The following is a 15,149-nucleotide window of genomic DNA, read 5'->3' as shown; positions in this document are numbered from 1 at the left end:
CGATGCAGTTCGGCCGTACCTATGAGGAATTCACCGTCGGCGATGTGTACAAGCACTGGCCGGGGAAGACCGTCACCGAATACGACGACCACCTCTTCTGCCTGCTCACGATGAATCACCACCCGCTGCACATGGACAGCAACTACGCGGAGCAGACCACCGACTTCGGCAAGAACGTCGTGGTCGGCAACTACATCTATTCGCTGCTGCTGGGCATGTCGGTGCCGGACGTCTCCGGAAAGGCCATCGCCAACCTGGAAATCGAGTCGCTGAAGCACGTGGCGCCGACCTTCCACGGCGACACGCTCTACGGTGAGACGACGGTGCTCGACAAGACGCCGTCGAAGTCCAAGACGGACCGCGGCATCGTGTATGTCGAGACCAAGGGCTACAAGCAGGACGGCACCCTGGTCTGCGTCTTCCGGCGCAAGGTCATGGTCCCCACGGCCACCTACATCAAGGAGCGCGGCGGCGAACAGCCGGGCCGCCCGGAGCTCAAGGCCCCCGCGGCCAAGAAGGAGAAGTAGTCGCCATGACCCGTCTTGCACAGACCGAGGGCCTGACCGACATCCAGCGGGAGATCCTCTCCACCGTCCGCGACTTCGTGGACAAGGAGATCCTGCCGGTCGCCACGGAGCTGGAACACCGCGACGAATACCCGTCGCAGATCGTCGAGGGCCTGAAGGAACTCGGCGTGTTCGGCCTGATGATTCCCGAGGAGTACGGTGGCCTGGGTGAATCCCTGCTGACCTACGCGCTGACCGTCGAGGAGATCGCCCGCGGCTGGATGAGCGTCTCGGGCATCATCAACACCCACTTCATCGTGGCGTACATGCTCAAGCAGCACGGCACGCAGGAGCAGAAGGACTATTTCCTGCCGAAGATGGCGGCGGGTGAAATCCGGGGCGCCTTCTCGATGTCGGAACCGGCGCTGGGCTCGGACGTTTCGGCCATCTCCTCCAAGGGCGTGCGGGACGGCGACGATTACGTCCTCAACGGCCAGAAGATGTGGCTCACCAACGGCGGTTCGTCCACGCTCGTCGCGGTGCTCTGCCGCACGGACGAGGGCCACCCGGAAGGCACCGCTCCGCACAAGTCGATGACGACCTTCCTCGTGGAGAAGGAGGCCGGCTTCGGTGAGGTGCGGCCCGGCCTGACCATCCCGGGCAAGATCGACAAGATGGGCTACAAGGGCGTCGACACCACCGAGCTGATCATGGACGGGCTGCGGATCCCCGCCGATCGGGTGCTCGGCGGCACCACCGGACGTGGCTTCTATCACATGATGGACGGCGTCGAGGTCGGCCGGGTCAATGTCGCGGCGCGTGGCTGCGGCGTCGCCCAGCGCGCCTTCGAGCTGGGCGTTTCCTACGCGCAGCAGCGGCACACGTTCGGCAAGCCGATCGCGCAGCACCAGGCCATCCAGTTCAAATTGGCAGAAATGGCAACAAAGGTCGAAGCGGCCCATGCAATGATGGTTAACGCCGCTCGCAAAAAGGACTCGGGTCAGCGAAACGACCTCGAGGCGGGCATGGCGAAGTACCTGGCCTCCGAGTACTGCAAGGAGGTGGTGGAGGACGCGTTCCGTATCCACGGTGGCTACGGCTTCTCGAAGGAGTACGAGATCGAGCGGCTCTACCGCGAGGCCCCGATGCTCCTGATCGGTGAAGGTACCGCCGAGATCCAGAAAATGATCATTGGTCGCCGGCTACTCGAGGAGTACCGAATCCAGGGGTGAACATCCCATTTGGGCGGTTTTGGTCTAGACGAAGATCACACCCCGTCATCGTACTTCGGCCACGGATTGGCTCTGGCTCTTGGCCAGTTGCCGCTCGCAACCGATAGCATCCCCGGAAAGCCGCCGTCCCCCGTATCCCTACGCGGCATCCTCCGCTACGAAGGTCATCCATGCCCCACAGCCAATCCTCTGCACAACGCGGTCGCGTCCGCCTCGCGCGCGGAGCGTCGCCGTGGCTCCTGCCGACCGTTGCCACGGCAGCGGTCAGCCTCGCCCGGTCCCGCCGGTCCGGTCGCTGGGCGGCCGTTGCCGTACCCACCACCGCCCTGGCGGCGGGCATGCTGTGGTTTTTCCGCGACCCCGAGCGGGAGATCGCTCAGGGCCGCGTCATCTCCCCGGCCGACGGCGTGGTGCAGAGCATCATGCCGTGGAAGGACGGACGCACCCGCGTTGCGATCTTCATGAGCCCGTTGAACGTGCATGTCAACCGTGCGCCGCTGGCCGGCACGGTGACGTCCGTGGAGCACATCCCCGGCGGATTCGTTCCGGCGTTCAACAAGGAGAGCGAGAACAACGAGCGGGTTGTCTGGCACTTCGACACCGAGCTCGGTGACATCGAGATGGTGCAGATCGCCGGCGCGGTGGCCCGCCGTATCGTCCCTTACGTGCCCCAGGGCACCAAGGTGGAGCAGGGTGAGCGGATCGGTCTGATCCGCTTCGGCTCGCGCGTCGACGTCTACCTCCCGGAGGGCGTCGAGGTGGCGGTCGAGGTCGGCCAGGCGACCACCGCGGGGGTGACTCGTCTTGACCGTGATTGATCCCGAGACACAGGCGGGCTGGGCGCCCGAGACCGACGAGGACGAGGACGACATGCCGCTGTCCACGCGGCTGTCAATAGCGGACACCCTCACTCTCGGCAACGCCATCTGCGGTTTCATGGCCGTGTACTTCACGACCACCGGCGTGCTGATCCCCCACCTCACGGGGACCGAGGACGGCGGGATGGCGCGGCACAGCGCGGCCATGGCCGTGATCCTGATGCTGTTCGCGTCGGTCTTCGACCTCTTCGACGGCCTGGTGGCGCGCAAGCTGCGGGCCTCGGCGATGGGGGCCGAGCTCGACAACCTCTCCGACCTGATCAGCTTCGGGCTGGCGCCCGCGTACTTCGTCGTGACCTGGGGCATGGTCGCCCAGGACGCCCACCAGCGGGTGTCGGTGGTCGCGGCGGTGGTGGTGCTGCTGGCGGTGGTGCTGCGGCTGGCGCGGTTCTCCTGCGTCACCCTGCGCGACGGCATCTTCCAGGGCATGCCGAGTCCCTTCGGCGCGCTGACCGTCGTCGCCATCGTGCTGCTGGAGCTGCCGTTCCTGCCGACGCTGCTGGCGATCATCGGGGTGGCCTGGCTGATGGTGAGCCGGGTCGAGTACCCCAAGCCGCGGGGCCGGCTCGCGGTGGCGATGCTGAGCTGGATCGTGCTGAGCATGGGCATGCTCGCGGCCTGGGCGCTGGACGCGCCCGGCGGGCAGCTGCTGCTGCAGACCGGCTGCTCGCTCCAGGTGGTCCTGGGCGCGATGATCCCGCTGTTCGCGACGGCCCGGAGGGTCAACACCTTCCGCGACAACCGCCGCGAGTCCCGCGCCGAGTCGCGCGCCGCGCAGCTTCCCTAGCGGTCCACCACGTCGTACGACGACGGGAGCCCCGGGCGAATCGATCGCCCGGGGCTCCCGTCGTGTCTGCGGCCGTCGGGGCCGCGGCGCCGGCTCAGACCAGGAAGTCGCGTGCCAGGCTCTCCGCCGCCCGCTCCAGCAGCGGGCCCGCCTCGGCCATGCAGCGCGCCGGGTCGGACTCCAGGTCCGTCAGGGCGTAGGCCCGCCGGATACCGGCCCGGTCGAGGGCCTCCTGGGGCAGCTGGAGCCGGCCGCAGACCGCGACCACGTCCAGGCCGGCCGCACGGGCCGCGGCGGCCACCCCGGCCGGTGCCTTGCCGTGCAGCGTCTGCTCGTCCAGCGAGCCCTCGCCGGTGATCACGAACGTGGCCTTCGCCAGCGCCGGCCCGAAGCCCAGCACGTCGAGCATCACGTCGATGCCCGGCCGGAACGCCGCGTCCAGGCCGACCAGCGCGCCGTAGCCGATGCCGCCCGCCGCGCCCGCGCCGGGCGCCAGGGCGTACTCCGCGGCCTTGGGACCGACCGCGCGCTCCAGCACCTCGGCGTAGTGCGCCAGCGCGGCGTCCAGCGTCGCGACGTCGTCCTCGCCGGCGCCCTTCTGCGGGCCGTAGACGGCGGGGGCGCCCTTGGGGCCCGTGAGCGGATTGTCGACGTCGCTGGCGAGCACGATCTCGGTCCGCGCCAGCCGGGGGTCCAGGCCCGAGAGATCGGCCGTGGCCAGCTCGCCCAGCGGGCCGCCGCCGGGGCCGACCGGCTCACCGTCCGCATCCAGGAAGCGCGCGCCCAGCGCCGCGAGCATGCCCGCGCCGCCGTCGGTCGTGGCACTGCCGCCGACGCCGAAGACGATCGAGGTCGCGCCCGCGTCGAGGGCCGCGAGCAGCAGCTCGCCGGTGCCGTACGTGGTGGCCGTCAGGGGCGCGAAAACGCCCCCGGGGAGGTGCTGGAGACCGGATGCCTCGGCCATCTCGACCACCGCGGTGCCGTCCGCGCGCAGCGCGAAGGTGGCCGTCACCGGGGTGCCGGTGGGGCCGGTGACCCGCGCCTCGTGGCGGGTGAAACCGGCCGCGAGCGCCGCGGCGACCGTGCCGTCGCCGCCGTCCGCGACCGGGACGGCCGCGACGTCCAGCCCGGGGACCGCGCGCCGCAGCCCGGCCGTGACGTGCTCGGCGACCTCGACGGCCGTGAGGGAGCCCTTGAACTTGTCCGCGGCGATCAGCACATGTGCTGTGTTTGTCCTTGCTGCGTCCGCCACCGTGTTTCCCCTTGCTTTCGAACTGGCAGTCGCGCCGCTGTGACCTTATCCGGCGAGCGGCCCCGCGAACAGGGCATACCGCTCCGCGGACGCTTCCGAGCGCCCGGGGGGTGCGCCTCGAAGATCGGCCGGACAGGCCCTAGGCTCGCGCCGTGACGACCATGGATTACGCCACCTATATCGCCGGCCTGCCCCGCGTGCTCGCGGGGGCGGGCGCCGTCTTCCGGGACGCGGACGGCCGCATCCTGCTCGTGGAGCCGAACTACCGCGACACCTGGATCCTGCCGGGCGGCACCGTCGAGTCGGACGCCGGCGAGTCGCCCCGCCAGGCCGCGCGCCGGGAGACCGCCGAGGAGATCGGCCTGGACGTCGAGCTGGGCGCGCTGCTCGCCGTCGACTGGGTGCGCGGGGAGGGCCGGCCGCCGCTGGTGTCATACCTCTTCGACGGCGGAGTGCTGGGCACCGAGCAGCTGGCCTCGATCCGCCTTCAGGACACCGAGCTGCTGTCCTGGCGCCTGGTCCACTGGGACGAGGCCCAGACGCTGGTGAACCGGGAGATGGCGCTGCGCCTCGGCGCGGCCCTCAAGGCCCTCGCGGACGGGTGCGGCCCGGCGGAACTGGAGGACGGCGTGCCGCCCGTGGGCGCGCGCGGCACCCGTAAATGAGGTGAGGGACGGGCGGCGGCGTCCCTAGGCTGCCGCCATGGAAGAGATCGCCGCCAAGGTCGCCGGGGTGCCGGGAGTCGTCGGAGTGATGCTCGGGGGGAGCCGGGCGCGCGGGACGCACCGGCCGGACTCCGACTGGGACCTGGGCGTCTATTACCGGGACGAGCCCGACCTGGCGGCGCTGGAGGCGCTGGCCGCGGAGGTGACCGGCGGGCCCGTAGAGGTGTTCGCGCCGGGGGCCTGGGGCCCCTGGGTCAACGGCGGGGCCTGGCTCGTCCTCCCCGACGGCAGCCACGTGGACTGGATCCTGCGGGACGTCGACCGGGTGCGGCGGGTGTGGGAGGAGTGCCGCGCGGGCCGCTTCGAGACGGGTGTCCAGGCCGGCCATCCGCTCGGGTTCTGGTCACCCGCCTATCCGGGCGAGGTGGCGCTGGGGCGGGTGCTGGCCGACCCCTACGGGGAGCTGGCCCGGCTCCAGGACGCGGTCCGGGACTATCCGGAGGCGCTGCGTACGGCGCTGACCAGCGCGGCCGTGTGGGACGCGGGGTTCTCGGTGGCGATGGCGGGCAAGTCGTACGGGGCCCGGGACGTGCTGCACGCGGCCCTGTGCCTGTCCCGGGCGGTCGGCCACCTCGTGCAGGCGCTGCACGCGCACCACCGCGTCTGGTGCCTCAACGAGAAGGGCGCGCTCGCGGCGGCCGCGACGATGCCGGACACCCCGCCGGGCTTCGCCGACCGCGCCGCCGCGTTGCTCGCCCGGCTCGGCGGTACGCCGAAGGAACTGCGGGGCTCGCTGGACGAGGCGGAGCGGCTGGTCGCCGAGGTGCGGGGCGTGGTCGCCTGACGGGCGGGGCGTGGTCGCCTGACGGCGAGCCCGCGAGGTGTCGGGCGGGCGCCGTCAGCGGCTGATGCCGACCGCGTGCCCGTAGGTGCGGGTGTCGGGGAGGAAGTCGAGCATGGCGCGGGCGACGTCCGCGCGGGTGATGGTCGCGCCGGCCGGGCCGGCTTCGACCGCGTGGCGGTACCGGCCCTCCCCCGGCTTGTCGAGCAGGCGGGGCGGGCGGACCGCGGTCCAGTCGAGACGGCTGTCGCGCAGGACGGACTCCATCCGCTCCAGGTCGGTGTAGACGTCCTTGAGGACCGCCCACAGGAGCGGCCCGAAGACCCGGTGGCTGAGGAAGGACTGCCCCGCGCCGGTGCGGTTGAGCGGGCCCGCGCTGACCACGACGAGGCGCCGCACACCGGTCGCGGTCATCGCCTCGGCCACCGCACGGGCCGAGGTGGAGGCGGGCCGCAGCGGGTCGTGCCGGCCGGCCTGGCCGATGCCGGAGAGCACCGCGTCGGCACCGTCCACGACCGTCTTCACCGATGCGGCGTCGAGCGGGTCGGCGCGGACGACGGTCAGCCGCTCGTGCCGCTCGGTCAGCTTCTCCGGGCTGCGCAGGGCGGCGGTCACCTGGTGGCCGTCGGCCAGGGCATGGGTGACGAGTTGCCGGCCGACGCCGCCGGACGCGCCGAGGACGGTGAGTTTCATGGTCTCTCCCGGAGCACCAAAGGGGTGAGTGAGCACTTACCCACCAGTGTGGGTGAGTGCTCACTCACCTGCCAATGTAGGCTCGACGCATGACCCGAGACGCCGCCGCCCCGCTGACCGGGGGCGCCCTGACGCGCTCCCGCATCCTCGACGCCGCCGCGACGCTGATGACGACGGTGGGCCTGACCCGTACGACGACGAAGCAGATCGCCCGGGAGGCCGGCTGCTCCGAGGCGGCCCTCTACAAGCACTTCCGGAACAAGGAAGAGATCTTCGTCCGGGTGCTGCACGAGCGGGCCCCGCTGTTCTCGGACGCGCTGGAGCAGCTCCCGGACTCCGTGGGCGACGCGCGCGGCCCGGCCGGGCATCTGAAGGACGTGGCGCTGGCCGCCGTCCGGTTCTACCGCCGCTCCTTCCCAATGGCGGCGTCGCTCTTCGCCAGCCCGGAGCTGCTGGAGACCCACCGCCGCAAGCTGAACGAGCTGGGCACCGCGGGCCCGCAGAACGCGGTCCAGCACCTGGCCGGCTATCTGCGGGCCGAGCAGTCGCTGGGCCGGATCACCGCCGGCATCGATCCGCACGCGGCCGCCACGCTGCTCATCGGGGCCTGCTTCCACCGCGCGTTCCTCGACCTGTTCTTCGGCACCGAGGCACCCCCCGGTGCGCTGCCCCCGGAGAGCGAGGAGGACTTCGCGGCCGAGACGGTACGAGCCCTGCTCGACGGCCTCCGGCCGCCGGGGGCGTAGCGGTCGTCCGCCGCGCTCGCGCCGGGTGGGGTGGCGGCATCGGGCGGGTGCGCCGCGCGCACGCGCGCGGCCGTCAGTCGCACGCCTCCGCGGGGAAGAGTGTGTCCTCGGTGCGTTCGAAGGCCAGCAGGCGGCGCTTGCGGTCCAGGCCGCCGCCGTAGCCGGTGAGGCTGCCGTTGGCGCCGACGACGCGGTGGCAGGGAACGATGATGCCGACCGGGTTGCGCCCGTTGGCGAGGCCCACGGCGCGGGCCGCCGAGGGCACGCCGAGCCGGGCGGCAAGCTCCCCGTAGGACATCGTCCGGCCGTACGGGATCGTGCGCAGCGCTGCCCAGACCCGGCGTTGGAACGGCGTGCCGCGCAGGGCGAGTGGCAGGTCGAAGGTGGTCAACTCGCCGCGGAAATAGGCCCGTAGCTGGGCGATGGTCTCGGCGAACGGCTCCTCGGCGGGGTCGGCCGGCGTGCCGAAGCTCTCCTGGGGCGGGCGGTGGCGCTGGTCGGTCATGTAGAGGCCGGTGAGGGCGTCGCCGGCGGCGACGAGGGTGAGGGCGCCCATCGGGGTGCCGTCCAGGACGGTGTGGGTGAGCGGCGTGCCGGGCACAGGCCCGGTCAGGTCTGCGGTCACGGTGTCGGCGTCAACGGTCATGGCTGGGGGCTCAGTTCGTCGGAAGGTGGTTGATGGGGTGGCCGTCGGTCGCCCAGAGGTACTGGACGGCGTAGGCGCGCCAGGGGCGCCAGCGCGCGGAGTACCGGACGAGGGCGGCGGGGGTGTGCGGCAGGCCGAGTCCGGCGGCCGCGCGGCGCACCCCGAGGTCGGTGGGGGTGAAGGCGTCCGGGTCGCCGAGGCCGCGCATGGCGACGCATTCGACGGTCCAGGGGCCGATGCCGGGCAGCGCCGCGAGCCGGGCGCGGGCCTCGTCCCGGTCACTGCCGACGCCGAGCCGCAGGGCGCCGGAACCGAGGGCGGCGATCACGCCGGTGAGGGTGGCGCGCCGGGTACGGGGCATGGCCAGTGACTCGGGGTCCAGCTCGGCGAGCGCGGCGGCGGACGGGAAGAGGTGACCGAGCCCGCCGCCCGGGTCGTCGATGGGCTCGCCGTGCGCCCGGACCAGCCGCCCGGCGTGGGTGCGGGCGGCCGCGGTGGAGACCTGCTGGCCGAGGACCGCGCGGAGGGCGAACTCCTCGGCGTCGACGGTGCGCGGGACCCGGCGGCCGGGTGCCTTGTCGACGAGCGGCGTCAGCGTCGGGTCCTCCCGCAGCAGCCCGTCGACGGCCTCCGGGTCGGCGTCGAGGTCGAGCATCCGGCGGCAGCGGGCGATGGCGCCGGCCAGGTCGCGCAGATCGGTGAGGGCGAGCCGGCAGTCGATGTGGTCGGGGCGCGGGGCGAGCGCGACGATGCCGTGCCCGTACGGCAGGCGCAGGGTGCGGCGGTAGGCGCCGTCCCGCCACTCCTCGACGCCGGGGACGGCGGTGGCCGCGAGGTGGCCGAAGAGGTTGTCGGGGTTCAGCGGCTGCCGGAAGGGCAGCCGCAGGGCGAGGGTGCCGGGCACCGCCGCGCGCGGCCCGGGCTTCGCGCGTTGCCGCAGTTCGGTCGGCGAGAGCGCGAAGACCTCCCGTACCGTCTCGTTGAAGCTGCGGATGCTGGCGAAGCCGGCGGCGAAGGCGATCTCGGCCATCGGCAGCGCGGTGGTCTCCACCAGCAGCCGGGCGGTCTGGGCCCGCTGGGCGCGGGCCAGGGCGAGCGGCCCGGCACCGAGTTCGGCGAGCAGCTGCCGCTCTATCTGGCGGGTGCTGTAGCCGAGCCGGGCTGCGAGGCCGGGGACACCGTCGCGGTCGACGACACCGTCGGCGATCAGCCGCATGGCCCGCGCGACCAGGTCGGCCCGCTCGTCCCACTGCGGCGACCCGGGGCTGGCGTCCGGACGGCACCGCTTGCAGGCCCGGAATCCGGCCTGCTGGGCGGCCGCCGCGCTCGGGTAGAACCGCATGTTCTCGGGCTTGGGCGGCACCACGGGGCAGCTGGGACGGCAGTAGATACGCGTGGTGAGGACGGCCGTGTAGAACCAGCCGTCGAAGCGGGCGTCCTTGGACTGCACGGCGCGCAGACAGCGCTCGGTGTCGGTGTGCATGCCTTCAAGGATTGCGCAGCGCCCCGGCCCCGGCTGGCGGAAATCCGACGTCAACGTCCCGCCACCAGCGATGCCGCCGACAGCGATGCCGCCGACAGCCGCGGCGTGCGCCGTCGGCCTGCGGCACGGCACCGGCGGTCGGCACGGGACGCCGGGGCGCCGCTGCCCGCCCGGCCCGTCGGCCCTTCGCGCCCAGCGGCCATTGCGCGGCCGGTCTCGGCTCTGCACTCCCCGCTTCGCCGGAATACCCCCAGGGGTACTCCTGTTAGGGTGAAGTCAGATACCCCGGGGGGTACATCACGTTCGAGAGGAGTCGTAGTCGTGTTCTTCGTCGACACCCTGGAATTCGAGGGCCTGGGCAACCGCAGCTACCTGGCCGGCGGGATGCGGACCGCGCTGGTGGTGGATCCACCCCGCGACATCGATCAGGTCATCGCCGCGGCGGCGCGGCGCGGGGTGCGCATAGCCTTCGTGGCCGAGACCCACCTGCACAACGACTACGTCACCGGTGGGCTGGAGCTGGCCCGCGTGACCGGGGCCCGCTACCTGGTGCCGGCCGGGGCGTCGGTCGCCTTCGCCCGCACCCCGGTCGCCGACGGCGACACGTTCCCGGTGGACGAGCACCTGGCCCTGCGGGCGCTCGCCACTCCCGGCCACACGCCGCACCACACCTCCTACGTGCTGGAGGAGGACGGCCGGGCGGTGGCGGCGTTCACCGGCGGGTCTCTACTGATCGGCACCGTGGGCCGGCCGGACCTGGTCGAACCGCGGCTGACCGAGCAGCTGGCCCGCGCCCAGCACGCCTCCGCCCGCCGGCTGGCCGACGAGCTGGACGACGGGGTGCCGGTACTGCCCACCCACGGTTTCGGCAGTTTCTGTTCCTCTTCCCCGGCGGAGGGGGAGGCGACCACGATCGGTCAGGAGCGCCGGACCAACGACGCGCTGACCCGGGACGTGGACACCTTCGTCGCCGAGATGCTCGCCTCACTGGACGACGTGCCCGCCTACTACGCGCACATGGGCCCGGCCAACGCCGCCGGCCCCGCGCCGGTCGACCTCACCCCGCCCGCGCCCGCCGACGCCGAACAGATCGCTGCCCGGCTGGCCGCGGGTGAGTGGGTGGTGGACCTGCGCAATCGGATCGCCTTCGCCCAGGGGCATGTGGCCGGTTCGTTCAACTTCGAGGGTGCGGGCAAGCTCGCCACCTACCTGGCCTGGCTGGTCCCGTGGGGCAAGCCGGTCACCCTGCTGGCCGAGACGCCCGAGCAGATCGCCGCCGCGCAGCGGGAGCTGGTCCGGGTCGGCATCGACCGCCCGGCCGCCGCCGCCACCGGCGATCCGGCCGGCTGGGTCCGCGCGGGCGAGAAGCTCGCCTCCTTCCCGCGCGCCCGCTTCGCCGACCTCGCCGCGGTGCGCGAGCGCGGCGAGCGGGTGGTGGTGCTGGACGTGCGGCGCGCTGCCGAGCGTGCGGACGGGTTCGTCGACGGCTCGGTCCACCTCCCGGTCCACGAGCTGCCCGGCCGCCTCGGCGAGGTACCCGAGGGGGTGGTGTGGGTGCACTGCGCCGGCGGGATGCGCGCGGCGATCGCCGCGTCCCTGCTGGACGCCGCCGGACGGGACGTCGTCGCCGTCGATGACGGCTTCGACGCCGCCACCGCGGCGGGCCTCCCCCTCGCCACGCCCGACAGCACCGACTGAGCGACCTGCACGGAGTAGTCAAACGATGTTCTCGCTTCTGCGCCGCGGCCCTGCCCGCCTCACCCCGCAGCAGGCCCACCGGCAGACCCGTGACGGGCAGGCGGTCCTGCTTGATGTCCGCGAAACACCGGAGTGGCAGGCCGGGCACGCGCCCGGTGCGCTGCACCTGCCGCTGAGCCGCCTGAGGGCCGGGGCGGCGCTTCCCGAGGCCGTACAGGGCAGGCCGGTGGTCACCGTCTGCCGCTCCGGGAACCGCTCCCGCACAGCCACCGGCATCCTCGCCGCCCGCGGTGTGGAGGCCGGCGACGTCGTCGGCGGGATGACCGCCTGGGCCCGTGCGGGCCTGCCGGTCACCGGGGGCCGCGGCACCAGCGGTGGCACAACGTGAGCGTGCTGATCCTGGCCCTGGTCGCCGGCGCCGTGGTCGGGCTCGCGCTCGGCGCGCTCGGCGGGGGCGGCAGCGTGCTGGCCGTGCCCGCGCTGATCTACCTGCTCGGCTTCGCCCCCGCGGCGGCCACCACCGCGAGCCTGGTCATCGTCACCGCCACCTCGCTGACCGCCCTGTACGCCCACGCCCGGGCCGGGAACGTGCGCTGGAAGGCGGGGATGCTGTTCGCGGCGGCCGGACTGGTGCCGGCCGCGGTGGCGGGCGCCGCGGCGGCGCACCTGCCGCAGGCCCTGCTGACGGCCGCCTTCGCCGCCGTGGCCGCGCTGGCCGCGGCGCGCATGCTCCGCCCCGCCCGCGCGGCGGCCGGGCACCCGCAGCGGGCGGTGCGCCCGGCCCGGGCGGCCCGGGCCGGTGCGGGACTGGGGGCGCTGACCGGACTGCTCGGGGTCGGCGGGGGCTTCCTCGCCGTCCCTGCCCTGGTCACGGTGCTGGCGTTCGAGATGCAGGCCGCCGTCGGCACCAGCCTGCTGGTCATCTCGGCGAACTCGCTCGCCTCGCTCGCCACCCGCGGCGCCACGACGGCCGGCGCCGACTGGGCGGTGATCGCCCCCTTCACCGGGGCCGCGATCCTCGGCGCCTGGGACGGCAAGCGCCTGGCCGCCAAGGTCACCGGCACCCTGCTGAAGCGCACCTTCGCGCTCGTACTGCTGGCCGTCGCCGCCTTCATGCTCGTCGACGCCTTCGCCTGAGCCGAGCGGCTGGGCCGGCAGCACCGGCAGCTCAGGCCAGCGAGAGGAACAGCTTCTCCAGACGGGCGCGCATCTGCTCCCGGTCCTCCGGCGCGGCCATGTCCGCATCGGTCAGGCAACGCTGCAGACCGGTGGCGATGATCGCGAAACCCGCCTTGTCCAAGGCCCGGGAGGCAGCCGCGAGCTGGGTGACCACGTCCTCGCAGTCACGCCCCTCCTCGATCATCTTGATCACACCGGCGATCTGGCCCTGCGCCCTGCGCAGCCGGTTGACCACCGTCTTCAGTTCCTCGGCCGCCATCGTCAATTCCACCGCGCACACTCCCTCGTCGGATACCCCCTTGGGTATCCTATCGAAGGGGGTAACTCATGAAGAGCAAAGGAAAGTCCCCGTGGCACTCACCACCTCCCTCACCGCCGACCAGGCCCACGCTCGCCTCGCCGAGCTGATCGTCATCGACGTGCGCACCCCCGGCGAGTACGCCGCCGGCCATCTGCCCGGCGCCCACAACATCCCCCTGGACCACCTCGACGCTGCCCTGCCCGCCCTGAGGAGTGCCGCCGGCCGCGGCGGCCTCCTCCTCGTGTGCGCCTCCGGCGCCCGCTCCGGCCAGGCCCGTGAGCGCCTGGCCGGGCACGGTATCGCCGCCGCCAGCCTGACCGGCGGCACCACCGCCTGGACACAACTCGGCCACGACGTCCACCGCCCCGCCGGCACCCGCGCCGCCTGGGCGATGGAACGCCAGGTCCGCCTCGCCGCCGGCTCCCTCGTCCTGGCCGGCCTGCTCACCGGCCGACGCCGGCCCGCCGCCCGCTGGCTGTCCGCGGGCGTCGCCGGCGGCCTGGTCTTCTCCGCCCTCACCGACACCTGCGGCATGGCCAAGGTCCTCGCCAAACTCCCCCACAACCGGACCGAGCCCACCGACCTCGACGCCACTCTCGCCACCCTGGCCGGCTGACACCGACCGGCACGACGCACGGCGTCCCGGCAGTTCACGTTCCATGACGCGCGGGGAGAGCCGGGCCACCTCCTCGTCCAGGACGTCGTACTCGCGCGCTCCGGCGGGCCGGGACCGCAGCCGGGCGACGGCGACGTCCAGGCAGCAGGGGTCCACAGCACGCCGCCGGCTCCTCCTGTCCGCCCTGTGCTCTCTTCCGGTATGCCGCACGGGAGTTGAGCCCTGGTCCCGTCAGCTCAGTGGTGAGGGACGGCGAGAATCCCAGAGCCCCCACGGCGTTGCTGTCCACGACGGCCGAGCACACCGTGCACCGCTTCGTCGGTTCAACGGTGGTGCCATACGAGCGTGTAGCGCCAGAACAGCCGGCGGCGCAGTTGGGCGCCGGGCAGGACGGCATGGGCCTCGCGGACGATGTCGGGAAAGGCCATGTCGGCCGGCCGGGTCGCCGCCGTCATCGAGAGCGGACGAGGTGCTGCGCGGCCCTTGTTCTTGAGCCAGCCCGTGGCGGCGTTGAGTGGGGCGGCCGCGGCTGCGAGCAGGTGGTCGCCGGGAGTCGTCGGGTGCGACAGGCCGAGGATCACCAGGGTTCCTCCGGGCGCCAGGTGCCGGCGGAAGACGGTGAGCGCCTGGGTGAACGGCAGATGGTGGATCGTGGCGACACAGGTGATGACGTCGTAGGTGTCGGCGGGGATCCCGGTCAGCGCGTCTGCGGTCGTGAAGGTGACGGGGGTTGCCGGAGGGGTCAGCTCCTGCGCCCGGGCGGTGATCTTCGGGTCGGAGTCGACGCCGTGCACCGTGCCGGCGCGCGTGGCCAGGAGTCTGGCCAGGTCGCCGCTGCCGGAGCCGACGTCCAGGGCACGGTCGAAACGCCGGGGGAGCTGCCGCAGGATCCAGGGGTGGTAGTGGGCGTTGTGGTCCCAAGGGTGGGCGGCGTTGAACCGGTCAAGTGCGTGGAGGAGGCGGTGTGGCAGTGTCGTCATACCGTCATCCCATCAAGATCCTGGGGACCGGGTCAGCGCCGTGGCCGAACGGCTGGGTGCGTTGGGTAGACGCCTCGGTTGGATGAGCGGTCATGCGCGTGCGGGGTGACGGGTCGGTCAGTGCACCCGGGTCGCGAACGCGTCGTATGCCTGTGCGTCGAAGAGCACGAAGCGGACCTCCTCCACGGCGGTGTCCGTCGTACGGACCGTCTCGACGGCGATGCGGGCGCCGTCGTCCATGGGCCAGCCGTAGATGCCGGTGGAGATGGCGGGGAACGCCACCGTCCGGGCGCCCAGTTCGTCGGCGACGCGGAGCGACTCCCGATAGCAGGAGGCGAGGAGCTCGGAGCGGTCCTCGTTGCGGGCGAAGACCGGCCCGACCGTGTGGATGACCCAGCGGGCGGGCAGTCGGCCGGCGGTGGTGGCGACGGCCTGGCCGGTGGGCAGGCCGCGGCCGTACCGGGAGGCGCGCAGGGCGCGGCACTCGGCCAGGATCTCCGGGCCGCCGCGCCGGTGGATCGCGCCGTCCACTCCCCCGCCGCCGAGCAGCGAGGAGTTGGCGGCGTTGACCACGGCGTCCACGGCCTGTTCGGTGATGTCGCCCTGGACGAGGGTGACGGAGGGGCGCTGGGTGCTCATGGTGCTC

General features: G+C 72.9%; 18 protein-coding genes. 11 read left to right on the top strand and 7 right to left on the bottom strand.

Annotation, left to right across the window (positions count from 1 at the left end):
- The first annotated feature begins 2 nt into the window (after nucleotides 1-2).
- The 4 genes from OO62_RS16835 to pssA all read left to right on the top strand — a co-directional run bounded on the left by OO62_RS16835 (nucleotide 3) and on the right by pssA (nucleotide 3,403).
- On the top strand, nucleotides 3-527 hold the full coding sequence (locus OO62_RS16835) for a MaoC family dehydratase (protein WP_033268330.1): 525 nt from the start codon (nucleotides 3-5) through the stop codon (nucleotides 525-527).
- A gap of 5 nt (nucleotides 528-532) precedes the next feature.
- Nucleotides 533-1,738 (top strand): acyl-CoA dehydrogenase family protein, encoded by a 1,206-nt coding sequence (locus OO62_RS16830; protein ID WP_033268231.1) that lies wholly within the window; start codon nucleotides 533-535, stop codon nucleotides 1,736-1,738.
- A 170-nt stretch (nucleotides 1,739-1,908) separates the two neighbouring features.
- The gene (locus OO62_RS16825; RefSeq protein ID WP_030807016.1) at nucleotides 1,909-2,556 is read left to right on the top strand and encodes a phosphatidylserine decarboxylase; all 648 of its coding nucleotides are present in this window, start codon (nucleotides 1,909-1,911) and stop codon (nucleotides 2,554-2,556) included.
- Entirely contained in the window at nucleotides 2,543-3,403 is an 861-nt protein-coding gene (pssA, locus tag OO62_RS16820; protein WP_069571083.1) for a CDP-diacylglycerol--serine O-phosphatidyltransferase, read from the top strand. The genes OO62_RS16825 and pssA overlap by 14 nt, the downstream gene beginning before the upstream one ends.
- Nucleotides 3,404-3,497: 94 nt before the next feature.
- On the opposite strand, the gene OO62_RS16815 is transcribed toward pssA, so the two are convergent.
- Nucleotides 3,498-4,622, bottom strand: a complete 1,125-nt coding sequence (locus OO62_RS16815; RefSeq protein WP_033268229.1) for a glycerate kinase — start codon at nucleotides 4,620-4,622, stop codon at nucleotides 3,498-3,500.
- Nucleotides 4,623-4,816: 194 nt separating this feature from the next.
- Between OO62_RS16815 and OO62_RS16810 the strand changes: the two genes are divergently transcribed.
- Both OO62_RS16810 and OO62_RS16805 read left to right on the top strand, forming a co-directional pair.
- Nucleotides 4,817-5,320: an NUDIX domain-containing protein gene (locus OO62_RS16810; protein WP_199838969.1), complete on the top strand. Its 504-nt coding sequence runs from the start codon at nucleotides 4,817-4,819 to the stop codon at nucleotides 5,318-5,320.
- A gap of 37 nt (nucleotides 5,321-5,357) precedes the next feature.
- Nucleotides 5,358-6,164 carry a DUF4037 domain-containing protein gene (locus OO62_RS16805; protein ID WP_033268227.1) on the top strand — a complete coding sequence of 269 codons (807 nt, stop codon included), beginning with the start codon at nucleotides 5,358-5,360 and terminating at the stop codon, nucleotides 6,162-6,164.
- A 54-nt stretch (nucleotides 6,165-6,218) separates the two neighbouring features.
- Here the strand turns inward: OO62_RS16805 and OO62_RS16800 are convergent, their stop codons facing one another.
- Nucleotides 6,219-6,854, bottom strand: a complete 636-nt coding sequence (locus OO62_RS16800; RefSeq protein ID WP_033268226.1) for an NAD(P)-dependent oxidoreductase — start codon at nucleotides 6,852-6,854, stop codon at nucleotides 6,219-6,221.
- A gap of 89 nt (nucleotides 6,855-6,943) precedes the next feature.
- On the opposite strand from OO62_RS16800, the gene OO62_RS16795 reads away from it, so the two are divergent.
- Nucleotides 6,944-7,600, top strand: a complete 657-nt coding sequence (locus OO62_RS16795; RefSeq protein ID WP_033268225.1) for a TetR/AcrR family transcriptional regulator — start codon at nucleotides 6,944-6,946, stop codon at nucleotides 7,598-7,600.
- 73 nt (nucleotides 7,601-7,673) lie between these two features.
- Here OO62_RS16795 and OO62_RS16790 read toward each other — a convergent pair whose 3' ends face one another.
- Together OO62_RS16790 and OO62_RS16785 are read right to left on the bottom strand one after the other, a co-directional pair.
- On the bottom strand, nucleotides 7,674-8,156 hold the full coding sequence (locus tag OO62_RS16790; RefSeq protein ID WP_033268329.1) for a methylated-DNA--[protein]-cysteine S-methyltransferase: 483 nt from the start codon (nucleotides 8,154-8,156) through the stop codon (nucleotides 7,674-7,676).
- A 100-nt stretch (nucleotides 8,157-8,256) separates the two neighbouring features.
- A complete protein-coding gene (locus OO62_RS16785; RefSeq protein ID WP_033268224.1) occupies nucleotides 8,257-9,729 on the bottom strand; it encodes a DNA-3-methyladenine glycosylase 2 family protein in 1,473 nt (490 codons plus the stop codon).
- A 321-nt stretch (nucleotides 9,730-10,050) separates the two neighbouring features.
- On the opposite strand from OO62_RS16785, the gene OO62_RS16780 reads away from it, so the two are divergent.
- Genes OO62_RS16780 through OO62_RS16770 form a run of 3 tightly spaced genes read left to right on the top strand, consistent with a single transcriptional unit; the run spans nucleotide 10,051 to nucleotide 12,564 of the window.
- A complete protein-coding gene (locus OO62_RS16780) occupies nucleotides 10,051-11,427 on the top strand; it encodes an MBL fold metallo-hydrolase (RefSeq protein ID WP_033268223.1) in 1,377 nt (458 codons plus the stop codon).
- Between the two features lie 25 nt (nucleotides 11,428-11,452).
- The gene (locus tag OO62_RS16775) at nucleotides 11,453-11,815 is read left to right on the top strand and encodes a rhodanese-like domain-containing protein (RefSeq protein ID WP_033268222.1); all 363 of its coding nucleotides are present in this window, start codon (nucleotides 11,453-11,455) and stop codon (nucleotides 11,813-11,815) included.
- A complete protein-coding gene (locus tag OO62_RS16770) occupies nucleotides 11,812-12,564 on the top strand; it encodes a sulfite exporter TauE/SafE family protein (RefSeq protein ID WP_033268221.1) in 753 nt (250 codons plus the stop codon). Before OO62_RS16775 ends, OO62_RS16770 begins: the two co-directional genes overlap by 4 nt.
- Before the next feature lie 31 nt (nucleotides 12,565-12,595).
- On the opposite strand, the gene OO62_RS16765 is transcribed toward OO62_RS16770, so the two are convergent.
- Nucleotides 12,596-12,877: a metal-sensitive transcriptional regulator gene (locus tag OO62_RS16765; RefSeq protein WP_033268220.1), complete on the bottom strand. Its 282-nt coding sequence runs from the start codon at nucleotides 12,875-12,877 to the stop codon at nucleotides 12,596-12,598.
- A gap of 79 nt (nucleotides 12,878-12,956) precedes the next feature.
- On the opposite strand from OO62_RS16765, the gene OO62_RS16760 reads away from it, so the two are divergent.
- Entirely contained in the window at nucleotides 12,957-13,523 is a 567-nt protein-coding gene (locus OO62_RS16760) for a rhodanese-like domain-containing protein (RefSeq protein ID WP_033268219.1), read from the top strand.
- A gap of 323 nt (nucleotides 13,524-13,846) precedes the next feature.
- Here the strand turns inward: OO62_RS16760 and OO62_RS16755 are convergent, their stop codons facing one another.
- Both OO62_RS16755 and OO62_RS16750 read right to left on the bottom strand, forming a co-directional pair.
- Complete coding sequence (locus tag OO62_RS16755; protein WP_033268218.1) at nucleotides 13,847-14,503, bottom strand: class I SAM-dependent methyltransferase; 657 nt, start codon at nucleotides 14,501-14,503, stop codon at nucleotides 13,847-13,849.
- 117 nt (nucleotides 14,504-14,620) lie between these two features.
- The gene (locus OO62_RS16750; RefSeq protein ID WP_033268217.1) at nucleotides 14,621-15,142 is read right to left on the bottom strand and encodes an O-acetyl-ADP-ribose deacetylase; all 522 of its coding nucleotides are present in this window, start codon (nucleotides 15,140-15,142) and stop codon (nucleotides 14,621-14,623) included.
- Nucleotides 15,143-15,149 lie beyond the last annotated feature (7 nt).

Origin of the sequence: Streptomyces lydicus (assembly GCF_000717345.1) — a bacterium.
GTDB classification, from domain to species: Bacteria; Actinomycetota; Actinomycetes; order Streptomycetales; family Streptomycetaceae; genus Streptomyces; species Streptomyces lydicus.
The sequence above is the reverse complement of the archived record's forward strand: the minus strand, read 5'-3'. Positions and strand labels throughout refer to the sequence as shown.